The organism is Billgrantia gudaonensis (assembly GCF_900100195.1).
In the GTDB taxonomy this organism is placed as follows: Bacteria; Pseudomonadota; Gammaproteobacteria; order Pseudomonadales; family Halomonadaceae; genus Halomonas; species Halomonas gudaonensis.
In genome coordinates this window covers 71,110-87,819 of the sequence record NZ_FNES01000008.1, presented here as the reverse complement: position 1 = coordinate 87,819, position 16,710 = coordinate 71,110, and the positions used below count along the sequence as shown (strand labels likewise).

Sequence of the window (16,710 nt, the reverse complement as noted above, 5' to 3'; positions counted from 1 at the left end):
GGAGGGGCCATGACCCAGGCGTCCCTGCAGCAGTTCTACATCCCGGAAGAGCAGTCGATCTACCTGCTCAGTCACGACGACGCTCGCAAGCTCAAGGAGTGGGTGGCGCTGTGTCAGGCCCAGTTGGAGCAACTGGGCTACCGGGACATCGAGCTGGTCGGCAAGGGCGCCTATGGCTTCGTCTTCGCTGGGGTCACCGCCCATGGCGAGGAGTACGTCTTCAAGTTCACTCGGGTCAACCTGCCCCAGCACCTTCAGGATCGCCTGGAGGAAGAGGCCTTCATGCTGGAGCAGGTCGACCACCCGCGAGTGCCCAAGTTGATCGCTTTCCAGCGGGTGCGCAGCCAATCCATCCTGGCGATGGAGCGTGCCCCGGGCCTGAACCTGGAAGAGGTCTCTCTCCAGGAGGGCCGCCTCGCGCCTCGGTTGATCGTGCGTATCGCCGACCAGCTGGCGGATATCCTTCGCGCGCTGCGCCGCGAAGCCGGGCCGGCCGGCAAGCCCATCGTCCACGGCGACATCAAGCCCTCCAATCTGGTCTTCGATGCCAAGCGCGAGACGGTGGCGCTGATCGACTGGGGGTCCTCGGTGTTCGCACAGCTCGACGCCAACCTGCAGTTCGTGGCATCCAACGTCATGGAGCTGATGTCGGACAACCTTCAGCAGACCAACGCGCGGCTGGGCGACGTCTATTTCATCGGCGAGGAGCAACTGAATGGGGCGCTCTCGTCGCCACGCTTCGACGAGCAGGGTGCCGCGGGTACTCTCTACGCGCTCGCCTCTGCCCAGTCGTGCCGTTTCGGCCATCGGGCGATTCCGGCCACCTCGCTGGGCCTGCCCATGGAATTCGCGCGGATGCTCGACGGCATGCTCGATCCCGATCCCGGAACCCGGCGCCGGGCCGGCGACCATTTCGTCAATGAGATGCCGCGCATCGCGCGCACGGTGATGATCGACCTGCCCGAAGCGGCGGAAACTCCGCTGGTGCCGACCTGGGTGCGTCCCTCGAGTCGCGAGATCGACACCGTGGTGTACAGTTCGCGGAAGTCCTTCCTGCGCGAGGAGGGCGGTGAGGAGACGCTCAACGACGTCAACGACGTTCAGCTCGACCGCTACTACAAGAACTTCATGCAGGGCATGGGCGAAACCGAGAAGGCGTTTTTGGCGGCGGTGAGTCGGCTCGGCAAGTATCCGGTGGTGGGAGGGCTAGCGGTGCGCTGGGAAGCGGAGGGCGTCTACATCGACACCTCGCTCAATCTCCACGACCCGGAGCTCAAGCCGGCCTTCGTGGCCGCGGTCAACAACATGGTCAACCTGGCGCGGGCCATCTACCGGCAGGGGATCTTCAAGAGCTGCCTGTTCAATGCCCGCGACACTCTGCACCTGGACCGCAACGATCCCGACGAGCCATTTCGTCTAGAACCCGGCATGCAGCTGCGTTACGAGGTGAGTGCGGTACCGGAACTGGAAGACCGTTCGCGACTGCACAGCTACTTCGAGGACGGTCCTGACCCCGAGGAGTTCCTGATTCTGCCGGAAGCGATCATCGATTCGCTGGAGGCGCTCAACGACATCCACCATACCGGCATGATCATCTTCGAGGCGCTGCCTCAGCATCTCAAGATTCACAGCTACTACCGCCTGCTCGATCCGTCGCGAGAGGCGGAGTTTCGGCGTCGTCTGAACGACATACTGGCCGCCGTGAGCCTGATATCCGGCCTCGGCGTCTCCGGCTTCATGAAGATGCCTTACAAGGACACCCGGTTCTTCGCTCACGTGCAGCGCCAGCCGGAGCGATTCTATCCTCGCGATCCGCGTGCCGCCCTGGCAGGCCAGCACCCCGCATCCTCGACGTCGAGTCGCTGACCCGTGAACTCATAGCGATGCCGCGGCACGTGCGGCCTGGTCGTAAAGCCCCGACATGGCGCGCAGCATGCCGGCGATGCGATGCGTCTCCTCGGGCTCGATGCCCAGCGAGGCGAGCGAGTCCACCAGGCAGGCTTCGCGGATCTCGGCATAGCGGGAGCAGGCGTCACGGCCTTTCGCGGTGGTGCGAAAGAACGTTTCCTTGCCGTGTTTTTCGCCGCTCACCAGTTCCAGCTTGGCCAGTTTCTTGAGCGCATAGGTCACGGTGTGCGTGTCTTCCACGTTCAACACCAGGCAGATGTCGGCTTGTCGCTTGGCGCGCTCGCGATGGTTGACGCTATGCAGTACCAGCACGTCCAGCGAGCCGAGCTCCGGGTAGCCGCAGGCGGTCATGCAGCGCACCATCCAGCGGTTGAAGGCATGCCCGGCAATGATCAAGCCGAACTCGAACTCCGATTGCTCCTGGGCGCTGCGCGACAGGTGTTCGGAGGAGACGATGGGGCCTTGGCCGGACCGGCGCGTTCGATCGGGCGTTTCCAGAGTCATCAGCGGTTCCCCATGGCTTCGGGCAGGAAGGTGACGATCTGCGGAAAGAGGGTGATGAGGACGACACCCAGCAGCATCAGCAGGAAGAAAGGCATGGCTGCCCAGGCGATGCTGAGGATGTCGCGCCCCGTCATGCCTTGCAGGACGAAGAGATTGAATCCGACCGGGGGCGTGATCTGCGACATTTCCACGACGATCACCAGGAAAATGCCGAACCAGATCAGGTCGATGCCGGCAGCCTCGACCATCGGTAGCATGATCGAGGTGGTCAGCACGACCACGGAGATGCCGTCCAGAAAGCAGCCCAGCACGATGAAGAACAGCGTCAGTGCGACGAGCAGCATCCATGGCGAGAGTTCCATGGCCGCGATCCAGGCGGCCAGGTCTCGTGGCAGCCCGGTAAAGCCCATGGCCGCCGTCAGGAAGGAGGCGCCGGCCAGGATGAAGGCGATCATGATCGAGGTGCGCACGGCACCGAGCAAGGCATCGCGGAAAACGGTGCGGTTCATGCAACCCTGGGTGCGAGCCAGCAGCAGCGACAGCACCACGCCGACGGCAGCGGCTTCGGTCGGGGAAGCCAAGCCGGCATAGATTGAGCCGATGACCCCCACGATCAATGCCAGCATGGGAACGAGCCGCCGCGAGCGACGCAGCTTCTCGCCCAGCGAGACGCCAGGCTCTGCCGGGGGAACTCGATCGGGAAACCGCCAGGCCCAGATCATCAGATAGATGGCGAACAGGCTGATCAGCATCAGCCCAGGGAAAACGCCCGCGACGAACAGGCGCGCGATCGACTGATCGGTGGCTACCGCGAAGACGATGAGTATGATCGATGGGGGAATCAGCAGGCCCAGCGTGGCCGACCCGGCCAGGCTGCCGATGACCAGCCGTTCGTCATAGCCGCGACGCGTCAGCTCGGGCAGGGTCATCTTCCCCATGGTGGCGCAGGTGGCCGCCGATGACCCCGAGACGGCTGCGAAGAGACCGCAGCCCACCACGTTGGTGTGCAGCAGGCGCCCGGGAATGCGCTGCATCCAGGGTGACAGGCCGGTGAACATGTCGTCGGCGAGCCGCGAACGGAACAGGATTTCGCCCATCCAGATGAACATGGGCAGGGCGGTCAGTTCCCAGCTGTAGCTGGAGCCCCAGACGTTCGAGGCCATCACGTTGCCGGTGGGGATGCTGGTGAACTGGGAAAGGCCGATCCAGCCCAGCGCCATCAACGAGAAGGCGACCCATACGCCGCTGCCGAGCAGCAGCAGCAAGGTTGCGAACAGAACGATCATCATCGTCAGCATGGTCATGTCTCCCGGCTCATTCGTGGCCCGTGTCGTCGATGGTGAAGCTGGTGGGGTGGGTCACCGCGGCGATCAGAGTGGCCACCCAGGTCTCGATCAAGGCCAGACAGAGCAGCAGCACGCCAGTCAGCATCACGGACTGGGGAATCCATAGAGGGATGTTGATCAGGCCATACGACGTTTCGTTGAAGGCGATGCTGTCTGCCAGCAACCAATAGAGGTGCCAGGCCAGGTAGAGGGAGAGTGCGGTCGCGACGCTGAGGCAGAACACCTCGAAAAAGACGCGCACCGAGGGGCGCAGCCGACCGATGATCAGGGTCACGCGGATGTGACTGCCATTGATGAACGCATAGGCCAGCCCCATGAAGCTGGCGCCTACCAGCAGGTAGCCCGAGATCTGGGCGAGCCCGGGGATCGACAGGCCGATACGCCCGGCTCCCAGCTCGATGGCGATGCGGTCGATGATTCGGCCCGCGATCTGGGCCGTGATCAGGGCGCAGATCAGGCACAGGCAGGCTGCAGAGAGGTAGCCGCCCAGGTTGTAGAGCGGCGCGAGTCGATAGCGCATGGCAGAGTCACCGTGAGGGGCGGACGGCTCGGTCCCGGGTGACCCCGGGACCGGAGCGGGTTACTGGCGAGCGGCTTCGTAGGCATCGAGGATGGCTTGACCCTGATCGCCGGCGCGTTCGACCCATTCGCTGGTCATGGTCTCGCCGATCTCGCCGAGCAGCTCGGCCAATTCCGGCGTGGGTTCGCTCACCTGGATGCCGTTTTCCTCGAGAATGGCAATGGCATCGTCGGTTTCCTTGCGGCTCATCTCCCAGCCTCGTGCCTCGGCTTCCTCGGCGGCCTCGAGAACGGCCTGCTGGGTGGCCTCATCGAGACGGGAGAAGGCCTGCTCACTGACGATCACCATGTTCTTGGGCAGCCACAGCTGTGCATGATTGAAGTGGCTCAGGTAGTCCCAGGCCTTGGTATCGGCGCCGGTCGCTGGCGAAGTGATCATGGCATCCACTCGGCCAGTGCTGAAGGCGGTGGGGATGTCCGGGACCTCGACCTGGGTGGGTACGGCGTCTGCCAGCTGGGCGAGACGCTCGCTGGCAGCGTTGTAGGCGCGCATGCTCAGATTGCGCAGGTCGTCGGGACCGGTGAGTTCCTGCTTGGTATAGATACCCTGCGGTGGCCAGGGAACTGCGAATAGAATGCGCAGGCCCTGTTCGCTGAGTTCCTCGCTGATGATCTCGCGGGAGGCCTCCCAGAGTGCCTCCGCCTCCTCGTAGCTGGCGGCCAGGTAGGGAACGGAGTCGACTTCGAAAATGGGGTTCTCGTTGGCCAACCGCGACATGATCAGCTCACCGATCGGCACGGTGCCTCGCCTTACCGAGTTCTTGATTTCGGGATGACCGATGAGCGAGCCATTGGCATGCACGGTGATGTCCAGTTCGCCATCGGTGCGTTCACGAACGTCATCGGCGAACTCGTGGATATTCACGGTGTGGAAGGTGCGGTCACCGTAAGGGGTGGGCATGTCCCACTCGGTGGCGGCCTGGGCAGTGGTCACGTAGGTGGCTAGGCTGACACACAGGGCAGCTGCAGTGCCGGCCCAGAGAGGCGTCTTGGCGGTCATCGTTGAATCCTCTTTGACGGTGTTGTTGTCGATTCGCACATCGTGGCCGTTAGAGCATAGCGTCGCATTGCTGAGATGCCATGCGACGGCCATACGATGCATCAACGTTTTTTATCCTATTTAATGGTGTTTCATTGTCAAATTATTGATAAATTGATTTTAATGCAGCGGGAGGATATCGATGCCGAAATTGCTACTCAACGCCGACATGGGCGAGAGCTTCGGGCCCTGGCCGATGGGTATGGACCATGAGGTGATGCCCCATGTCGATCTGGCCAACGTCGCTTGCGGCTTTCATGCCTCCGACCCCGACGTGATGCGCATGACGCTGCGCCTGGCGCGCAAGCATGGCGTCAGGGTCGGCGCGCATCCGGCCTACCCCGATCTGGTCGGCTTCGGGCGTCGTTCGATGGCTTGCTCGGCGGAGGAGATCGAGAACCTGGTGCTCTACCAGTTGGGAGCTCTGTCGGGGCTGTGCCGTGCGGAAGGAGTCGACCTCGTCTACGTGAAACCGCATGGTGCGCTCTACAACGACATGGCACGGGAACCGGAGATCATGAGCGCGGTGATGCGGGCGATCGTGTCTTTCGACGCGGCTTTGCCGTTGATGACCATGGCGACCCGCGACACTTCGGCGGCGAGTCGCATTGCCAAGCAGCATGGCGTCATTCTGTGGTTCGAGGCGTTCGCTGACCGCGCTTACGACGGCGAAGGCCGGCTGGTGTCGCGACGCGAACCCGGTGCGGTGCATCACGACCCCGATGTCATCGTCGATCAGGCAGTGCGCATCGCGCGCGGTCAGCCGCTTTCGGCCAGCGACGGCAGTGAGTTGGTGCTGGCGGCCGATACGCTTTGCGTGCATGGCGACAATCCCGAGTCGATCGCCGCGGTCAAGTCGATTCGACAAGCGCTCGAGGCGCTGGACGAGGAGCATTGCTGATGGTGGGCTCTCGGCTGCCGCGCATCGAGGCGGCTGGCCTGGACGGTTGGCTGGTGCGCCTCTTCGAGGGGATCGATGAACGCAACCTGCTCTGGCTGACGGCGCTGTCGCGTCGCTGCGAAGCGGCGCTCGGTGGAGTGCTGGTGGACCTGGTGCCTTCCTATACCACGCTGCTGGTGGTCTTCGATCCGATGCTGTCGTCACCGGCCGAAGTGCGTCGACGTCTGGCGGATCTGCTGCAGGAGCTCACGCCCGACGAGGCGGACGGCGGCGGCAAGGTTTGCGAGCTGCCCACCTGGTACGACACCCGGGTGGGGCCGGATCTCCTCCGCGTGGCGGAGCACGCGGACATGTCAATAGAGCAGGTGATCGAGTGCCATGCGGGAACGACCTATCGGGTCTTTGCCCTGGGATTCGCGCCGGGGTTCGCCTTCATGGGGCTGCTGGATGCGCGTCTCAAGGTACCGCGCCTCGAGACGCCGCGCCAGCGAGTGCCGAAGAACAGCGTTGCCATCGCCGGACGTCAGACGGCGGCTTATCCGGCCGTCACGCCTGGAGGCTGGAACCTGCTGGGACGCACCACGGCAAGGCTGTTCGATCGCCATCGCGAAGGTTTCAGTCTGCTGCAGGTGGGTGACCGAGTGCGGTTCGTCCCCGTGGACGAGGAAACCTTCGAGAGCCGGGGCGGTGATGTCACTCCGATGCGGGAGGACGCCTGATGGGCAATGAATATACCGTTATCGGGCTGCGTGTCATTCGCTCCGGCCCTCTTGCCCTACTGCAAGACGCGGGGCGTTTCGGCGTACGGCGGCTCGGAGTGACGCAGGGTGGTCCGGCCGACGTGCATGCTTGGGCGTGGTCCAATCACCTCGCTGGCAACCCCTGGGGGACGGCCGCCTTGGAAATCACTTTCGGCGGTCTGTCGCTGGCCGTGAGTCGTGATCTGACGTTGGCCGTGGCGGGTGCCGACCTTGGTGCCACCCTGGATGGCGAGCCCTTGCCCCTGTGGCAGCGTGTCAGAGTCCGCGAAGGCCAGCGGCTGAGTTTTGCCAGCCCTCGCTGCGGCCTGCGTGCCTATCTTGCCGTGGCCGGCGGCTTCGCCGCCGAGCCGGTTCTGGGCAGCTGCGCATGCGTGGTGCGCGAGGGGATCGGCGGTCACGACGGTTGCGGCCGGCCCCTCGACGAAGGAGACGAGCTCGGCGTTTCGCCGAAGACACCCGATGGGCGTGCGCCGCAAATGCCGAGCGAAGCCCGGCCCGACTATGGAGAAGCAGGGCGACTCGCGCTGCTGCCCGGAGCGCAGATCGCCGACTTTCATGGGGCCAGCCTGTATGCCGCCTTCAACTCGGAGTGGCATGTCGATGATCGTGCCGATCGCATGGGAGTGCGTTTGAGAGGGCCGGCATTGCGCTGTCGTATCGGCACGATGATCTCGGAAGGGTTGGGGCTGGGTGCCGTCCAGGTACCACCGGATGGCCAGCCGATCGCCTTGCTCAACGATCGCCAGACCATCGGGGGCTATCCTCGGCTTGGAGCCTTGACGCCGCTGGCGGCGGCACGACTGGCCCAATGCATGCCGGGCCAGACGGTGCGCCTCGTTGCCCACTCGCACGAACGCGCATGGAGCGACTACCGCCGGTTTCGTCGCCAGTTCTCCTGACCAGGCCGGAAAGACTCAGGCCCCGAGGCCGCTTTCACGCAGTACCTGATCGAGGGTGGGTGCATCCGCTAGGCGTGGCTGGGCAGCACCTTCCAGCAGCAGTGGCGCTTCCAGCTCGGCCAGGCCCAGGATGACGCAGCGCTCGATCAGTTCCGCCTTGCTCAAGCCGGTCCGCTGGCTCAGCCGTTCGAGGCGCGTTTCGAGTTCCCGGGAAAATCGCAGCAAGTGGGGCATGTCGGTATCTCCATCGGGCGAGGCCGGATTGGGAAGCGGCCGGTCCATACCCACAAGATATGGAGTCGAGCCGAGATTGTCATCTCACAGTCTGGCCGATGTGGGTGACGGTCTCGTGACACGCCGATGCAATGCCGCGTGGGGCGAAGATCGTTCGGGCCTCAGGCGATGCCTTGGCGTTGCATGACCTCGGTGATGATCGGTACCGGGGTCATGAGGTGATCGCGCATCATGCGGGCGGCCCGCTCGGCATCGCGGCGAAGGATGACGTCGACGAGGGCGGCATGCTCGCTGCGCTTGGCTTCCAGTGCCGCTTCGGAGAGCACGGTTTCCCGCAGCCAGAGATGGCGATAGCGTTCGACCTTGTCGAACAGACTCTGGCGTACCTGCAACAGATGCGGCGAATCGCAGCCACTGGCGATGGCCGTGTGGAAGGCCTTGTGGCGTGTGTCCCAGACATCCAGCAGTTCGTCCGAGGTGTTGACCTCCACGACCTTGGCCAGGGTGTGTGCCGTGGCGAGAATGTCCGCTTCCCAGGCGTCGTCGCCGCGTTCGATGGCCAGCCGGAGGATGAGTCCTTCGATCTGGGCACGGGCATCGTAGAGATCGGCCAGCTCGGCCAATGACATCGGAGCCACCCGATAACCGCGCTGGCTGATGGCCACGACGAGTCGTTCGGCCACCAATTGCGACAGTGCTTCACGCAGTGGGCCGATACCCAGATCGTAGCGCTCTTTCAGCCGGCTCATCAGCAGTTTCTGACCGGGCTGAAAGGTGCCGCGGATGATGTCGCGCTTCAACCAGTGATAGGCGCTGATGCCCAGGTTCTGGCGCGGGGCGTGCTCCATGGGGATGTCATCCTTTGTCGATATTCTTGATGTTTGTCGAACAGGATAACCAAAGTCGGGCATCGACGTCATCGCCGGCTCGTTTCACGTCGATGGCTTGGCCAGTTCGCGCCAGGCGGCATAGGTGCTGAGAAAGACCCGTCCCGTCATGACGTCCAGGAAGTCGCTACGTTTGAGCTGGTCCATCACGGGCCCCTTCACTTCGGCCAGATGCAGGGTGACACGGGAATCCTTGAGCCGGGCATTGATGGCATCGAGGCTTTCCAGGGCAGAGGCATCGACCAGGTTGACGGCAGAGCAGATCAGCACGACGTGCTCGAGCTCGGGGTGCGTGGCCACCAGGTCGTAGACGGTGTCCTCCAGGTAGCGGGCGTTGGCGAAGTAGAGGCTTTCGTCGATGCGCAGCAATGCCAGGTGAGAGCTGGTTTCGGTGTCGTGACGCACGACGTTGCGAAAATGTTCGGTGCCGGGGATGCGGCCCACCAGCGCACTGTGGGGGCGACTGGTTCGATACAGGAAAAGGCCGATGGACAGGGCCACGCCGCCGATGATGCCGGCTTCGACCCCGTTCCCCAGGGTCAGCACGATGGTCACGGCCATGGCGGAAAAATCACTGCGCGAGTAGCGCCAGGTCTGGCGAATCATCGGTACGTCCACCAGGGTCAGGATCGATACGGTGATGGTGGCCGCCAGCGTGGCGATCGGCAGGTGATACAGCAACGGCGTGAAGAACAGCGTGACCAGGCCAATGCCGGCAGCGGCGAAAATTCCCGCCATGGGCGTGCGGGCACCGGCATCGTAGTTGATGACGGTGCGTGACAAGCCGCCGGTGACCGGCATGCCCGCGGTGATGGACGCTGCCAGGTTGGCGCCTCCCAGGCCGACCAGTTCCTGGTTGGGCGAAATGCGCTCGCGTCTGCGGGCGGCCAACATCTGTCCCATGGACACGGACTCGATGAATCCCACTACGCTGATCAGGAAAGCGGGCACGAGAAGGTCTTGCCACAGCGACGGATCGAAGCCCGGCAGGGTGAGCGGTGGCAAACCCTGAGGGATGTCTCCAATGACCGCCACCCCTTGCGCGTCGAGGTCGAACCGACGGGTCACCCAGGTAGTGACGATCACCGCGAACACGGGGCCGGCTCGAGCGACCAGTTCCGCCAGCGACGCCGGCATTCTCAATCGCTTCAGGATGCGTGCGCCACGCCGCCGCATGAGCAGCAAGAACAACAGAGTGCCGATGCCGATGGCGAAGGTCGGGGCGTGGAGTTGGGGCAGCTCGCGGGCGATCTCGGCAAGGCGTGGTAGCAGATCGCTGGTTTCGACGTCGATGCCGAGCAGATGGCCGGCCTGACTGGCCGCAATGAGGATGCCGGACGCCGAGAGAAAGCCACCGATCACCGGATGGCTCAGGAAATTGGCTAGAAAGCCCATGCGCAAGAGCCCCATGGCGATCAGCATCAGCCCCGAAAGCAGCGACAGTACCAGGGCCGCCTGCAGATATTCGGGGCTGCCCGGCGTCGCTACCCTGGCCAGTGCCGCTCCGGTCATCAGCGCCACGATGGCTACCGGGCCTACGGCCAGGGTGCGACTGGTGCCGAGCACGGCGTAGGCCAGCAGGGGCAGCAGACTGGCATAGAGACCGACGACCGCGGGCAGGCCGGCGAGGATGGCGTAGGCCAGCGACTGGGGGATGACCATCACGGTGACGATGACACCGGCCAGCAGGTCGGCGCCGCACAGTCGGCGATTGTAGTGGGGCAGCCAGCTCAGAATCGGCAGGTGGCGTTTCAGCATCCGCATTCGTCAGTGGTAGGAGGTGGGCGCCAGGGCCAGCAAGAGCTTACCAGACTAAACGATATTGGTCTGCGGGTTGAGACTTGGCTAGCATCGGGGCTACCGACCCCCATGAGGATATGCCATGAAACTCGAAACCATCGCCCTGCACCACGGATATGCTCCGGACGAGCAGAAAGCCGTCGCGGTGCCCATCCACCAGACCACGTCGTTCGCATTCGACGATGCCCAGCATGCGGCGGATCTGTTCGATCTCAAGGTCGAGGGCAACATCTATTCGCGCATCATGAATCCCACCTGTGCGGTGCTGGAACAGCGCGTGGCGGCGCTCGAAGGGGGTATCGCGGGCCTGGCGGTAGCGTCGGGGATGGCGGCGATCACCTATGCCATCCAGACCATTGCCGAGGCCGGGGACAACATCGTCTCGATCAGCGAGCTGTACGGCGGCACCTACAACCTCTTCGCCCATACCTTGCCGCGCCAGGGTATCGCGGTTCGCTTCGCCGACAAGGATGACCTGGCCGCAATCGAAGGGCTCATCGACGAGCGCACCAAGGCGGTATTCTGCGAGACCGTCGGTAACCCTTCCGGCAGCGTCGTCGATCTGGAACGCCTGGCCGAAATCGCCCATCGCCACGGCGTGCCGATCATGGTCGACAATACCGTGCCGACGCCGTTCCTGTGGCGGCCCATCGAGCACGGCGCCGATATCGTCATCCATTCGGCCACCAAGTACATCGGCGGACATGGCACCACCGTGGGTGGCGTGATCGTCGATTCCGGCCGGTTTCCCTGGGCCGACCACCCCGAACGTTTCCCGCTGCTCAACGAGCCGGACGTGTCCTATCACGGGGTCTGTTATACCCGCGACCTGGGTGAGGCGGCCTTCATCGGCCGAGCCAGGGTGGTGCCGCTACGCAACATGGGGGCCGCGCTCTCCGCCCAGGCGGCGTGGAACCTGTTGCAGGGCCTGGAGACACTGTCGTTGCGCATCGAGCGGATCTGCGACAATGCCCGTCGCGTGGCCGACTTCCTCGACTCGCATCCGTCCGTCACCTGGGTCCAGTATGCCGGACTGTCCAGTCACAAGGATCACGCGTTGGCGCGCAAGTACATGGGCGGTCATGCCTCGGGGATCCTCAGCTTCGGCATTCAGGGCGGCAGGGAAGCCGGCGCACGGTTCTACGATGCGCTGGGCATGATCCTGCGTCTGGTCAACATCGGCGATGCCAAGACCTGTTCCTCCATTCCCGCCGCTACCACGCATCGCCAGCTCAGCGATCAGGAATTGCAAGCCGCCGGCGTGACGCCCGACATGGTTCGCCTCTCCATCGGCATCGAGCACAGCGACGATATCATCGCTGACCTCGATCAAGCATTGGCAGCCAGCCAGCGCTGATGACGCCGTTCTCTGCCTGGCCATCGAGTGCATGGCCAGGGCAGGGGACGGCTCAACGTCACTGCCACATCATCCCTAAGTCTGAATAACCCATTGGTCTGTCAGGCGAAAGTGCTAAGGGGAGTATCGCCATGACAGGGTAAGCTTGACACGACATCGACAACAAACGAGACGTGTCATGCGGATTCTGATCGTGCTGGCCGGCCTTCTCGCACTGGGGGCGGGCCTGATTCTCTCCGTGATTGCCGGCGCCGGGCTGCTGGGCGTTTTCACGCTGCTATTGGGGCTCGTGGGCGGGGCGTCACTGTCGCTCAGCGGCATGCTGGGCGTCTTCTCCGCCAGCGCCGAGCGACTCGAAAGCGGGCGAATTGCCGCCTGGCTACCCATGACACGAGACTATCTCTCCCTGAGGCGAATGGCCCATGGCCTGATCGAGCGAGCTAGCAATACTGCCATCGCCTCGGCGGAAGTCTCCCATCATGCCGACCAGATGGACCGACGCCTGGATCGCCAGGAGGATATCGTGCGCGAGGCTTCCTCGAGCATGGCGGCCATCACCTCGGCGATCGAGCAGGTGGCTTCCAGTGCAGGCAACGTCGCGGCGTTGGCCAGCCATTCGCGTGATGCGAGCCACGTCAGTCGCGAATCGCTGGATCAGGTCATCCAGGAAATGCAGGCCTTGGCGGACCGTTCCGAGGAAGCGCTGGAACTGCTCAACCTGCTGAGCGAGAAAGCCGACCGGGTGCGCCATGTGACGTCGTTGATCGAGGAAATCGCCGAGCAGACCAATCTGTTGTCTCTCAATGCGTCCATCGAGGCCGCGCGAGCCGGCGAGCATGGACGCGGTTTTGCCGTAGTGGCCGGTGAAGTGCGCGAACTGGCGGGGCGCACGTCGGACGCGACCCGAAACGTGGAAGCGTTGGTCGGCGACATCGGCGACAGTAGCCACCGCGTCGTGGATACCATCGGCCACCTGATGCAGCGGGTCGGGGATCGCGCCAAGGAAATGGGCAAGGTCGGCGAGCAGCTCACCAGCATGACCGGCGATTTCGATCAGGTCGAAAGCGAGATCCGCTCCATCGCCGAGGCCATGGAGGATACCAACCGGCACACTCAGCGCGTCGCCGGCACCTTGACCACCCTGGAAGACGAGACCGAACAGGGCAATCGCGATATGCATGGGCTGGCAGGGCAGGCACGCTCGCTGATGGAAGCGGCCGAGGGTGTCGACGGCGCCCTGGCCCAGCAACGCCTGGAGGGCCGACACCAGCAAGTGCTGGCCGCCGCACGCCAGGCCGCCGTCCAGGTCGGCAAGCTGCTCGAAGCGGGCGTGCAACGCGGCGATATCGATGCCCGCTCGCTGTTCGACCCCGACTACCGTCCGGTGCCGGGCACCAACCCCGTGCAGTATCGCACCGAATTCGACGACTACACGGACCGCTGCTTTCCCGACGTCCAGGAGCCGCTTCTCACCGCTCTGGGGCTTGCCTACGCGATCAGTACCGATCGCCGCGGTTACGTGCCGACGCACAATCGCCATGTCAGCGAACCGCCCAATGGGGATTACGAGCACGACCTGAAGCTGAGCCGCAGCAAGCGCATCTACGACGATCCCACCGGCAGCCGCTGTGGGGCTCACGAGAAGCCGCTGCTGTTGCAGACCTACAAGCGCGATACCGGAGAGATCATGCATGACCTCTCCGTGCCGGTGTACGTGGACGGCAAGCATTGGGGCGGCTTCCGGGTGGGGTACAAGCCCGAGATCGCCTGAGCGAGGATGGCACCGGTCCTGTGCGACCCTAGGAACCAGCGGGCGCTACCATAGTCGCGACTGGCGTCCACTGGATCCGGCTTGGCCCTGGCGACGCCGGTGCGTTGGGGGGCAGTCATCGTCGTGTCGAACCCTCCGAGCGGGGACGATCCTGCCAGGCTGACCAGGAATAGAGAGCGAGTCCCGTCCAGATCAACACGAAGGTGGCCAACTGAGACGGTGCCAGGGGCTCCTGGAATACCAGCAGGGCCAGGAAAAACTGGATGGACGGGTTCAGGTACATCAGGAATCCCAGCGTCGCCAGTCTCAGTCGTCGTGCTGCGCCAGCGAAGGCCAGCAGCGGCAGCGCCGTGATGATGCCGCTGGCGATCAGCAGTACCGTGTTGCGTGGCGTGCCGTGGAAGTGCGACTGGTCGATCATGCTCAGCCAGCTCACCGCCATCAGCCCCAGCGGAAGCAGCAGCAGCGTTTCGACGAACAGACCCGAGAGACCATCCAGCGGGACCTGCTTGCGCAACAGCCCATAGGTGCCGAAGGAGAAGGCAAGCACCAGGCTGATCCAGGGCAACTCACCCAGCATCATCAGCTGGATGGCAATGGCGAAACCGGCGATCGCCACGGCAATGCCTTGCAGCATGGCCATGCGCTCGCGCAGCACCAGCATCCCCAGGGCCACGTTGACCAACGGCGTGAGGAAATAGCCCAGGCTCGCCTGGAAGACTTGGTGACTCTCCACTGAGTAGATGTAGAGCCCCCAGTTGGTGGCGATCAGCAGGGCACAGCCGAGCACGCGTCCCAGTCGTCGCGGTGCGGACAGCGCCTGGCGAATCGGCTCCCAGCGGCGCATCAGGGTGATCAGCCCGGCCAGGAACAGGCATGACCAGATGACCCGATGAGCGAGGACCTCGAAAGCCGGTACCCCCTGGAAGAGGGCAAAGAAGAGGGGAAAACAGCCCCAGGTAACGTAAGCGCCGAGCCCGAAGGCGACCCCGCGCCTGGCTTCACGGTCCGTCGTGAGTGGGCGTTTCATGCCATGCTCCCGGCAAAACGGCTAACTTAGCAAGCTATTGGTTGTCGCGCCATGGGAGATGCCCCTTGCGATCCCGGCTGACGTACCCGACTGCCTGCGTTACGCTGATGCTGGTGCCACCTGCGATAGGATCTCGAGATGAGTGAACTGCGTACCACCCTGGTGCAGTGCGATCTGCGCTGGGAAGACCCACAAGCCAACTGCCGCATGCTCGAGGATACCCTGGGGACGCTCGGCGACGACGAGACCGACCTGATCGTGTTGCCGGAGATGTTCGCCACCGGTTTCACCATGAACTCGCGTGAAATGGCCGAGCCCATGGCAGAGAGCCGCACGGTGGCCTGGCTACGCGACCAGGCACGGCAGCGCGGCTGCGTGGTGACGGGCAGCGTCGCCGTGGTGGAAGACGGCAACTACTACAACCGCCTGATCTGGGCGCGCCCCGATGGCAGCCTCGTTCATTACGACAAGCGCCACCTGTTTCGCATGGCCGGTGAACACGAGCGCTATGCCATGGGGCATGAGCGGGTCATCGTCACCCTGAAGGGGTTTCGCATCCTGCTGAGCGTCTGCTACGACCTGCGTTTTCCGGTGTGGTTGCGTCAGCAACCGGGCCCCCACGAGCACTTCGAATACGATGCTCTGCTGTGCGTGGCCAACTGGCCGGCGCCGCGTCGTCACCCCTGGCGCATCCTGCTCCAGGCGCGCGCCATCGAGAACCTCTGCCCGGTGATCGGGGTCAACCGCGTCGGCGAGGACGCCAAGGGGCTGGGCTATGCCGGCGACTCGATGCTCGTCGACTTCAAGGGCGAAGCCCTGATCGACGAACCCGGCGATCAGAGCTTCGTCAAGACCGGCCGGCTGTCGCGCGACGAACTCGATGCCTTCCGCGAGAAGTTCCCCGCCTGGCGTGACGCCGACCACTTCAGCGTTGCAGACGGAGTCGGCTTCTGATGCGTCTCGACCGCTTCCTGGCCGAAACCGCGCCGCTCACGCGCAGTCAGGCCAAGAGGGTGCTCGCCCAAGGCGAAGTGACCATCGACGGTGAGGTGGTGAAGCAAGCGGCAACGCAGGTGGGAGGGCACGCTCGGGTGGCCTGGCGCGGCGAGGTCCTGGCGCTGGTGGGGTTGCGCTATGTCATGCTGCACAAGCCGACCGGTGTCGAGTGCACTGCGCGCCGTGGCCTTTATCCCCGCGCCGTGGATCTCATCGATCTTCCCAAGGCAGAACGACTCCAAGCGGTGGGGCGGTTGGACGTGGATACCACGGGGCTGGTGCTACTGACCGATGACGGCCAATGGTCCCATCGAGTGACGGCACCGCGTCGTCGCTGTCCCAAGACCTACCGGGCGAGCCTGGCGCGGCCGCTGGAAGGGGGGGCGCTCGCCAGGGCAATCGCTGACTTTCATGAGGGAATTCTGCTCGATGGCGAGACGAGCCCGACACGGCCGGCCGAGCTGGAGCCCCTGAGTTCTAGGGAAGTGCGCCTGACGATTCATGAAGGGCGCTACCACCAGGTTCGGCGCATGTTCGCCGCCATCGGCAATCATGTCGAAGCCTTGCACCGTGAGTCGATCGGCGAGTTGGCGCTCGATACCGCCCTGGCACCGGGAGAGTGGCGTGAGTTGAGCGCGGAGGAAACCGCGCTGTTCTGAAAGCAGGGAATTATACCGTTATCTACTCGTTTGCCCAAA

Annotated in this window: 16 protein-coding genes; 8 read left to right on the top strand and 8 right to left on the bottom strand. The window is 64.0% G+C overall.

Going from position 1 to position 16,710, the window contains the following annotated elements; all coding sequences use genetic code 11:
- Positions 1-9: 9 nt before the first annotated feature.
- The gene (locus tag BLP96_RS11005) at positions 10-1,866 is read left to right on the top strand and encodes a protein kinase domain-containing protein (RefSeq protein ID WP_089686093.1); all 1,857 of its coding nucleotides are present in this window, start codon (positions 10-12) and stop codon (positions 1,864-1,866) included.
- A 9-nt stretch (positions 1,867-1,875) separates the two neighbouring features.
- Here BLP96_RS11005 and BLP96_RS11000 read toward each other — a convergent pair whose 3' ends face one another.
- The 4 genes from BLP96_RS11000 to BLP96_RS10985 are packed head-to-tail and all read right to left on the bottom strand — an operon-like array spanning position 1,876 to position 5,337.
- Positions 1,876-2,412 carry a winged helix DNA-binding protein gene (locus BLP96_RS11000; protein ID WP_089686091.1) on the bottom strand — a complete coding sequence of 179 codons (537 nt, stop codon included), beginning with the start codon at positions 2,410-2,412 and terminating at the stop codon, positions 1,876-1,878.
- Positions 2,412-3,710 (bottom strand): TRAP transporter large permease, encoded by a 1,299-nt coding sequence (locus BLP96_RS10995; RefSeq protein WP_218118602.1) that lies wholly within the window; start codon positions 3,708-3,710, stop codon positions 2,412-2,414. Before BLP96_RS10995 ends, BLP96_RS11000 begins: the two co-directional genes overlap by 1 nt.
- A 16-nt stretch (positions 3,711-3,726) precedes the next feature.
- On the bottom strand, positions 3,727-4,278 hold the full coding sequence (locus BLP96_RS10990; protein ID WP_089686088.1) for a TRAP transporter small permease: 552 nt from the start codon (positions 4,276-4,278) through the stop codon (positions 3,727-3,729).
- Between the two features lie 60 nt (positions 4,279-4,338).
- Positions 4,339-5,337 (bottom strand): TRAP transporter substrate-binding protein, encoded by a 999-nt coding sequence (locus BLP96_RS10985; RefSeq protein WP_089686256.1) that lies wholly within the window; start codon positions 5,335-5,337, stop codon positions 4,339-4,341.
- A gap of 181 nt (positions 5,338-5,518) precedes the next feature.
- Here BLP96_RS10985 and BLP96_RS10980 point away from each other — a divergent pair, with 181 nt between their 5' ends.
- From BLP96_RS10980 to BLP96_RS10970, 3 genes are read left to right on the top strand one after another with little or no spacing between them, the layout of a single operon-like run.
- Positions 5,519-6,277, top strand: a complete 759-nt coding sequence (locus tag BLP96_RS10980) for a 5-oxoprolinase subunit PxpA (RefSeq protein WP_089686085.1) — start codon at positions 5,519-5,521, stop codon at positions 6,275-6,277.
- On the top strand, positions 6,277-6,996 hold the full coding sequence (pxpB, locus tag BLP96_RS10975) for a 5-oxoprolinase subunit PxpB (protein WP_089686083.1): 720 nt from the start codon (positions 6,277-6,279) through the stop codon (positions 6,994-6,996). Before BLP96_RS10980 ends, pxpB begins: the two co-directional genes overlap by 1 nt.
- Positions 6,996-7,937, top strand: a complete 942-nt coding sequence (locus BLP96_RS10970) for a 5-oxoprolinase subunit C family protein (protein WP_089686081.1) — start codon at positions 6,996-6,998, stop codon at positions 7,935-7,937. Before pxpB ends, BLP96_RS10970 begins: the two co-directional genes overlap by 1 nt.
- Positions 7,938-7,952: 15 nt before the next feature.
- On the opposite strand, the gene BLP96_RS10965 is transcribed toward BLP96_RS10970, so the two are convergent.
- The 3 genes from BLP96_RS10965 to BLP96_RS10955 form a co-directional block, all read right to left on the bottom strand.
- Positions 7,953-8,171 (bottom strand): hypothetical protein, encoded by a 219-nt coding sequence (locus tag BLP96_RS10965; protein ID WP_089686079.1) that lies wholly within the window; start codon positions 8,169-8,171, stop codon positions 7,953-7,955.
- Positions 8,172-8,332: 161 nt separating this feature from the next.
- Positions 8,333-9,019, bottom strand: a complete 687-nt coding sequence (gene csiR / locus BLP96_RS10960) for a DNA-binding transcriptional regulator CsiR (protein WP_089686077.1) — start codon at positions 9,017-9,019, stop codon at positions 8,333-8,335.
- A gap of 84 nt (positions 9,020-9,103) precedes the next feature.
- A complete protein-coding gene (locus BLP96_RS10955; RefSeq protein WP_089686074.1) occupies positions 9,104-10,816 on the bottom strand; it encodes a SulP family inorganic anion transporter in 1,713 nt (570 codons plus the stop codon).
- A gap of 124 nt (positions 10,817-10,940) precedes the next feature.
- Between BLP96_RS10955 and BLP96_RS10950 the strand changes: the two genes are divergently transcribed.
- Both BLP96_RS10950 and BLP96_RS10945 read left to right on the top strand, forming a co-directional pair.
- Positions 10,941-12,215, top strand: coding sequence for an O-acetylhomoserine aminocarboxypropyltransferase/cysteine synthase family protein (locus tag BLP96_RS10950; RefSeq protein WP_089686072.1), 1,275 nt, complete (start codon positions 10,941-10,943; stop codon positions 12,213-12,215).
- Positions 12,216-12,393: 178 nt separating this feature from the next.
- Positions 12,394-13,986 (top strand): methyl-accepting chemotaxis protein, encoded by a 1,593-nt coding sequence (locus BLP96_RS10945; protein WP_176761511.1) that lies wholly within the window; start codon positions 12,394-12,396, stop codon positions 13,984-13,986.
- A gap of 115 nt (positions 13,987-14,101) precedes the next feature.
- Here the strand turns inward: BLP96_RS10945 and rarD are convergent, their stop codons facing one another.
- Complete coding sequence (gene rarD, locus BLP96_RS10940; protein WP_089686070.1) at positions 14,102-15,016, bottom strand: EamA family transporter RarD; 915 nt, start codon at positions 15,014-15,016, stop codon at positions 14,102-14,104.
- 138 nt (positions 15,017-15,154) lie between these two features.
- Here rarD and BLP96_RS10935 point away from each other — a divergent pair, with 138 nt between their 5' ends.
- Together BLP96_RS10935 and BLP96_RS10930 are read left to right on the top strand one after the other, a co-directional pair.
- Positions 15,155-15,970, top strand: coding sequence for an amidohydrolase (locus BLP96_RS10935; RefSeq protein WP_089686068.1), 816 nt, complete (start codon positions 15,155-15,157; stop codon positions 15,968-15,970).
- On the top strand, positions 15,970-16,671 hold the full coding sequence (locus BLP96_RS10930) for a pseudouridine synthase (protein ID WP_089686066.1): 702 nt from the start codon (positions 15,970-15,972) through the stop codon (positions 16,669-16,671). Before BLP96_RS10935 ends, BLP96_RS10930 begins: the two co-directional genes overlap by 1 nt.
- The last annotated feature ends 39 nt before the right edge of the window (positions 16,672-16,710 follow it).

Bases quoted from the DNA above. Each gene is read 5' to 3' on its own strand.
- BLP96_RS10930 (WP_089686066.1), top strand. From the start codon at position 15,970: ATGCGTCTCGACCGCTTCCTGGCCGAAACCGCGCCGCTCACGCGCAGT.
- BLP96_RS10955 (WP_089686074.1), bottom strand. From the start codon at position 10,816: ATGCTGAAACGCCACCTGCCGATTCTGAGCTGGCTGCCCCACTACAAT.
- BLP96_RS10965 (WP_089686079.1), bottom strand. From the start codon at position 8,171: ATGCCCCACTTGCTGCGATTTTCCCGGGAACTCGAAACGCGCCTCGAA.
- BLP96_RS10985 (WP_089686256.1), bottom strand. From the start codon at position 5,337: ATGACCGCCAAGACGCCTCTCTGGGCCGGCACTGCAGCTGCCCTGTGT.
- csiR (WP_089686077.1), bottom strand. From the start codon at position 9,019: ATGGAGCACGCCCCGCGCCAGAACCTGGGCATCAGCGCCTATCACTGG.
- BLP96_RS11000 (WP_089686091.1), bottom strand. From the start codon at position 2,412: ATGACTCTGGAAACGCCCGATCGAACGCGCCGGTCCGGCCAAGGCCCC.
- BLP96_RS10950 (WP_089686072.1), top strand. From the start codon at position 10,941: ATGAAACTCGAAACCATCGCCCTGCACCACGGATATGCTCCGGACGAG.
- BLP96_RS10970 (WP_089686081.1), top strand. From the start codon at position 6,996: ATGGGCAATGAATATACCGTTATCGGGCTGCGTGTCATTCGCTCCGGC.
- BLP96_RS10990 (WP_089686088.1), bottom strand. From the start codon at position 4,278: ATGCGCTATCGACTCGCGCCGCTCTACAACCTGGGCGGCTACCTCTCT.
- BLP96_RS10980 (WP_089686085.1), top strand. From the start codon at position 5,519: ATGCCGAAATTGCTACTCAACGCCGACATGGGCGAGAGCTTCGGGCCC.
- BLP96_RS10945 (WP_176761511.1), top strand. From the start codon at position 12,394: ATGCGGATTCTGATCGTGCTGGCCGGCCTTCTCGCACTGGGGGCGGGC.
- pxpB (WP_089686083.1), top strand. From the start codon at position 6,277: ATGGTGGGCTCTCGGCTGCCGCGCATCGAGGCGGCTGGCCTGGACGGT.
- rarD (WP_089686070.1), bottom strand. From the start codon at position 15,016: ATGAAACGCCCACTCACGACGGACCGTGAAGCCAGGCGCGGGGTCGCC.
- BLP96_RS11005 (WP_089686093.1), top strand. From the start codon at position 10: ATGACCCAGGCGTCCCTGCAGCAGTTCTACATCCCGGAAGAGCAGTCG.
- BLP96_RS10935 (WP_089686068.1), top strand. From the start codon at position 15,155: ATGAGTGAACTGCGTACCACCCTGGTGCAGTGCGATCTGCGCTGGGAA.
- BLP96_RS10995 (WP_218118602.1), bottom strand. From the start codon at position 3,710: ATGCTGACGATGATGATCGTTCTGTTCGCAACCTTGCTGCTGCTGCTC.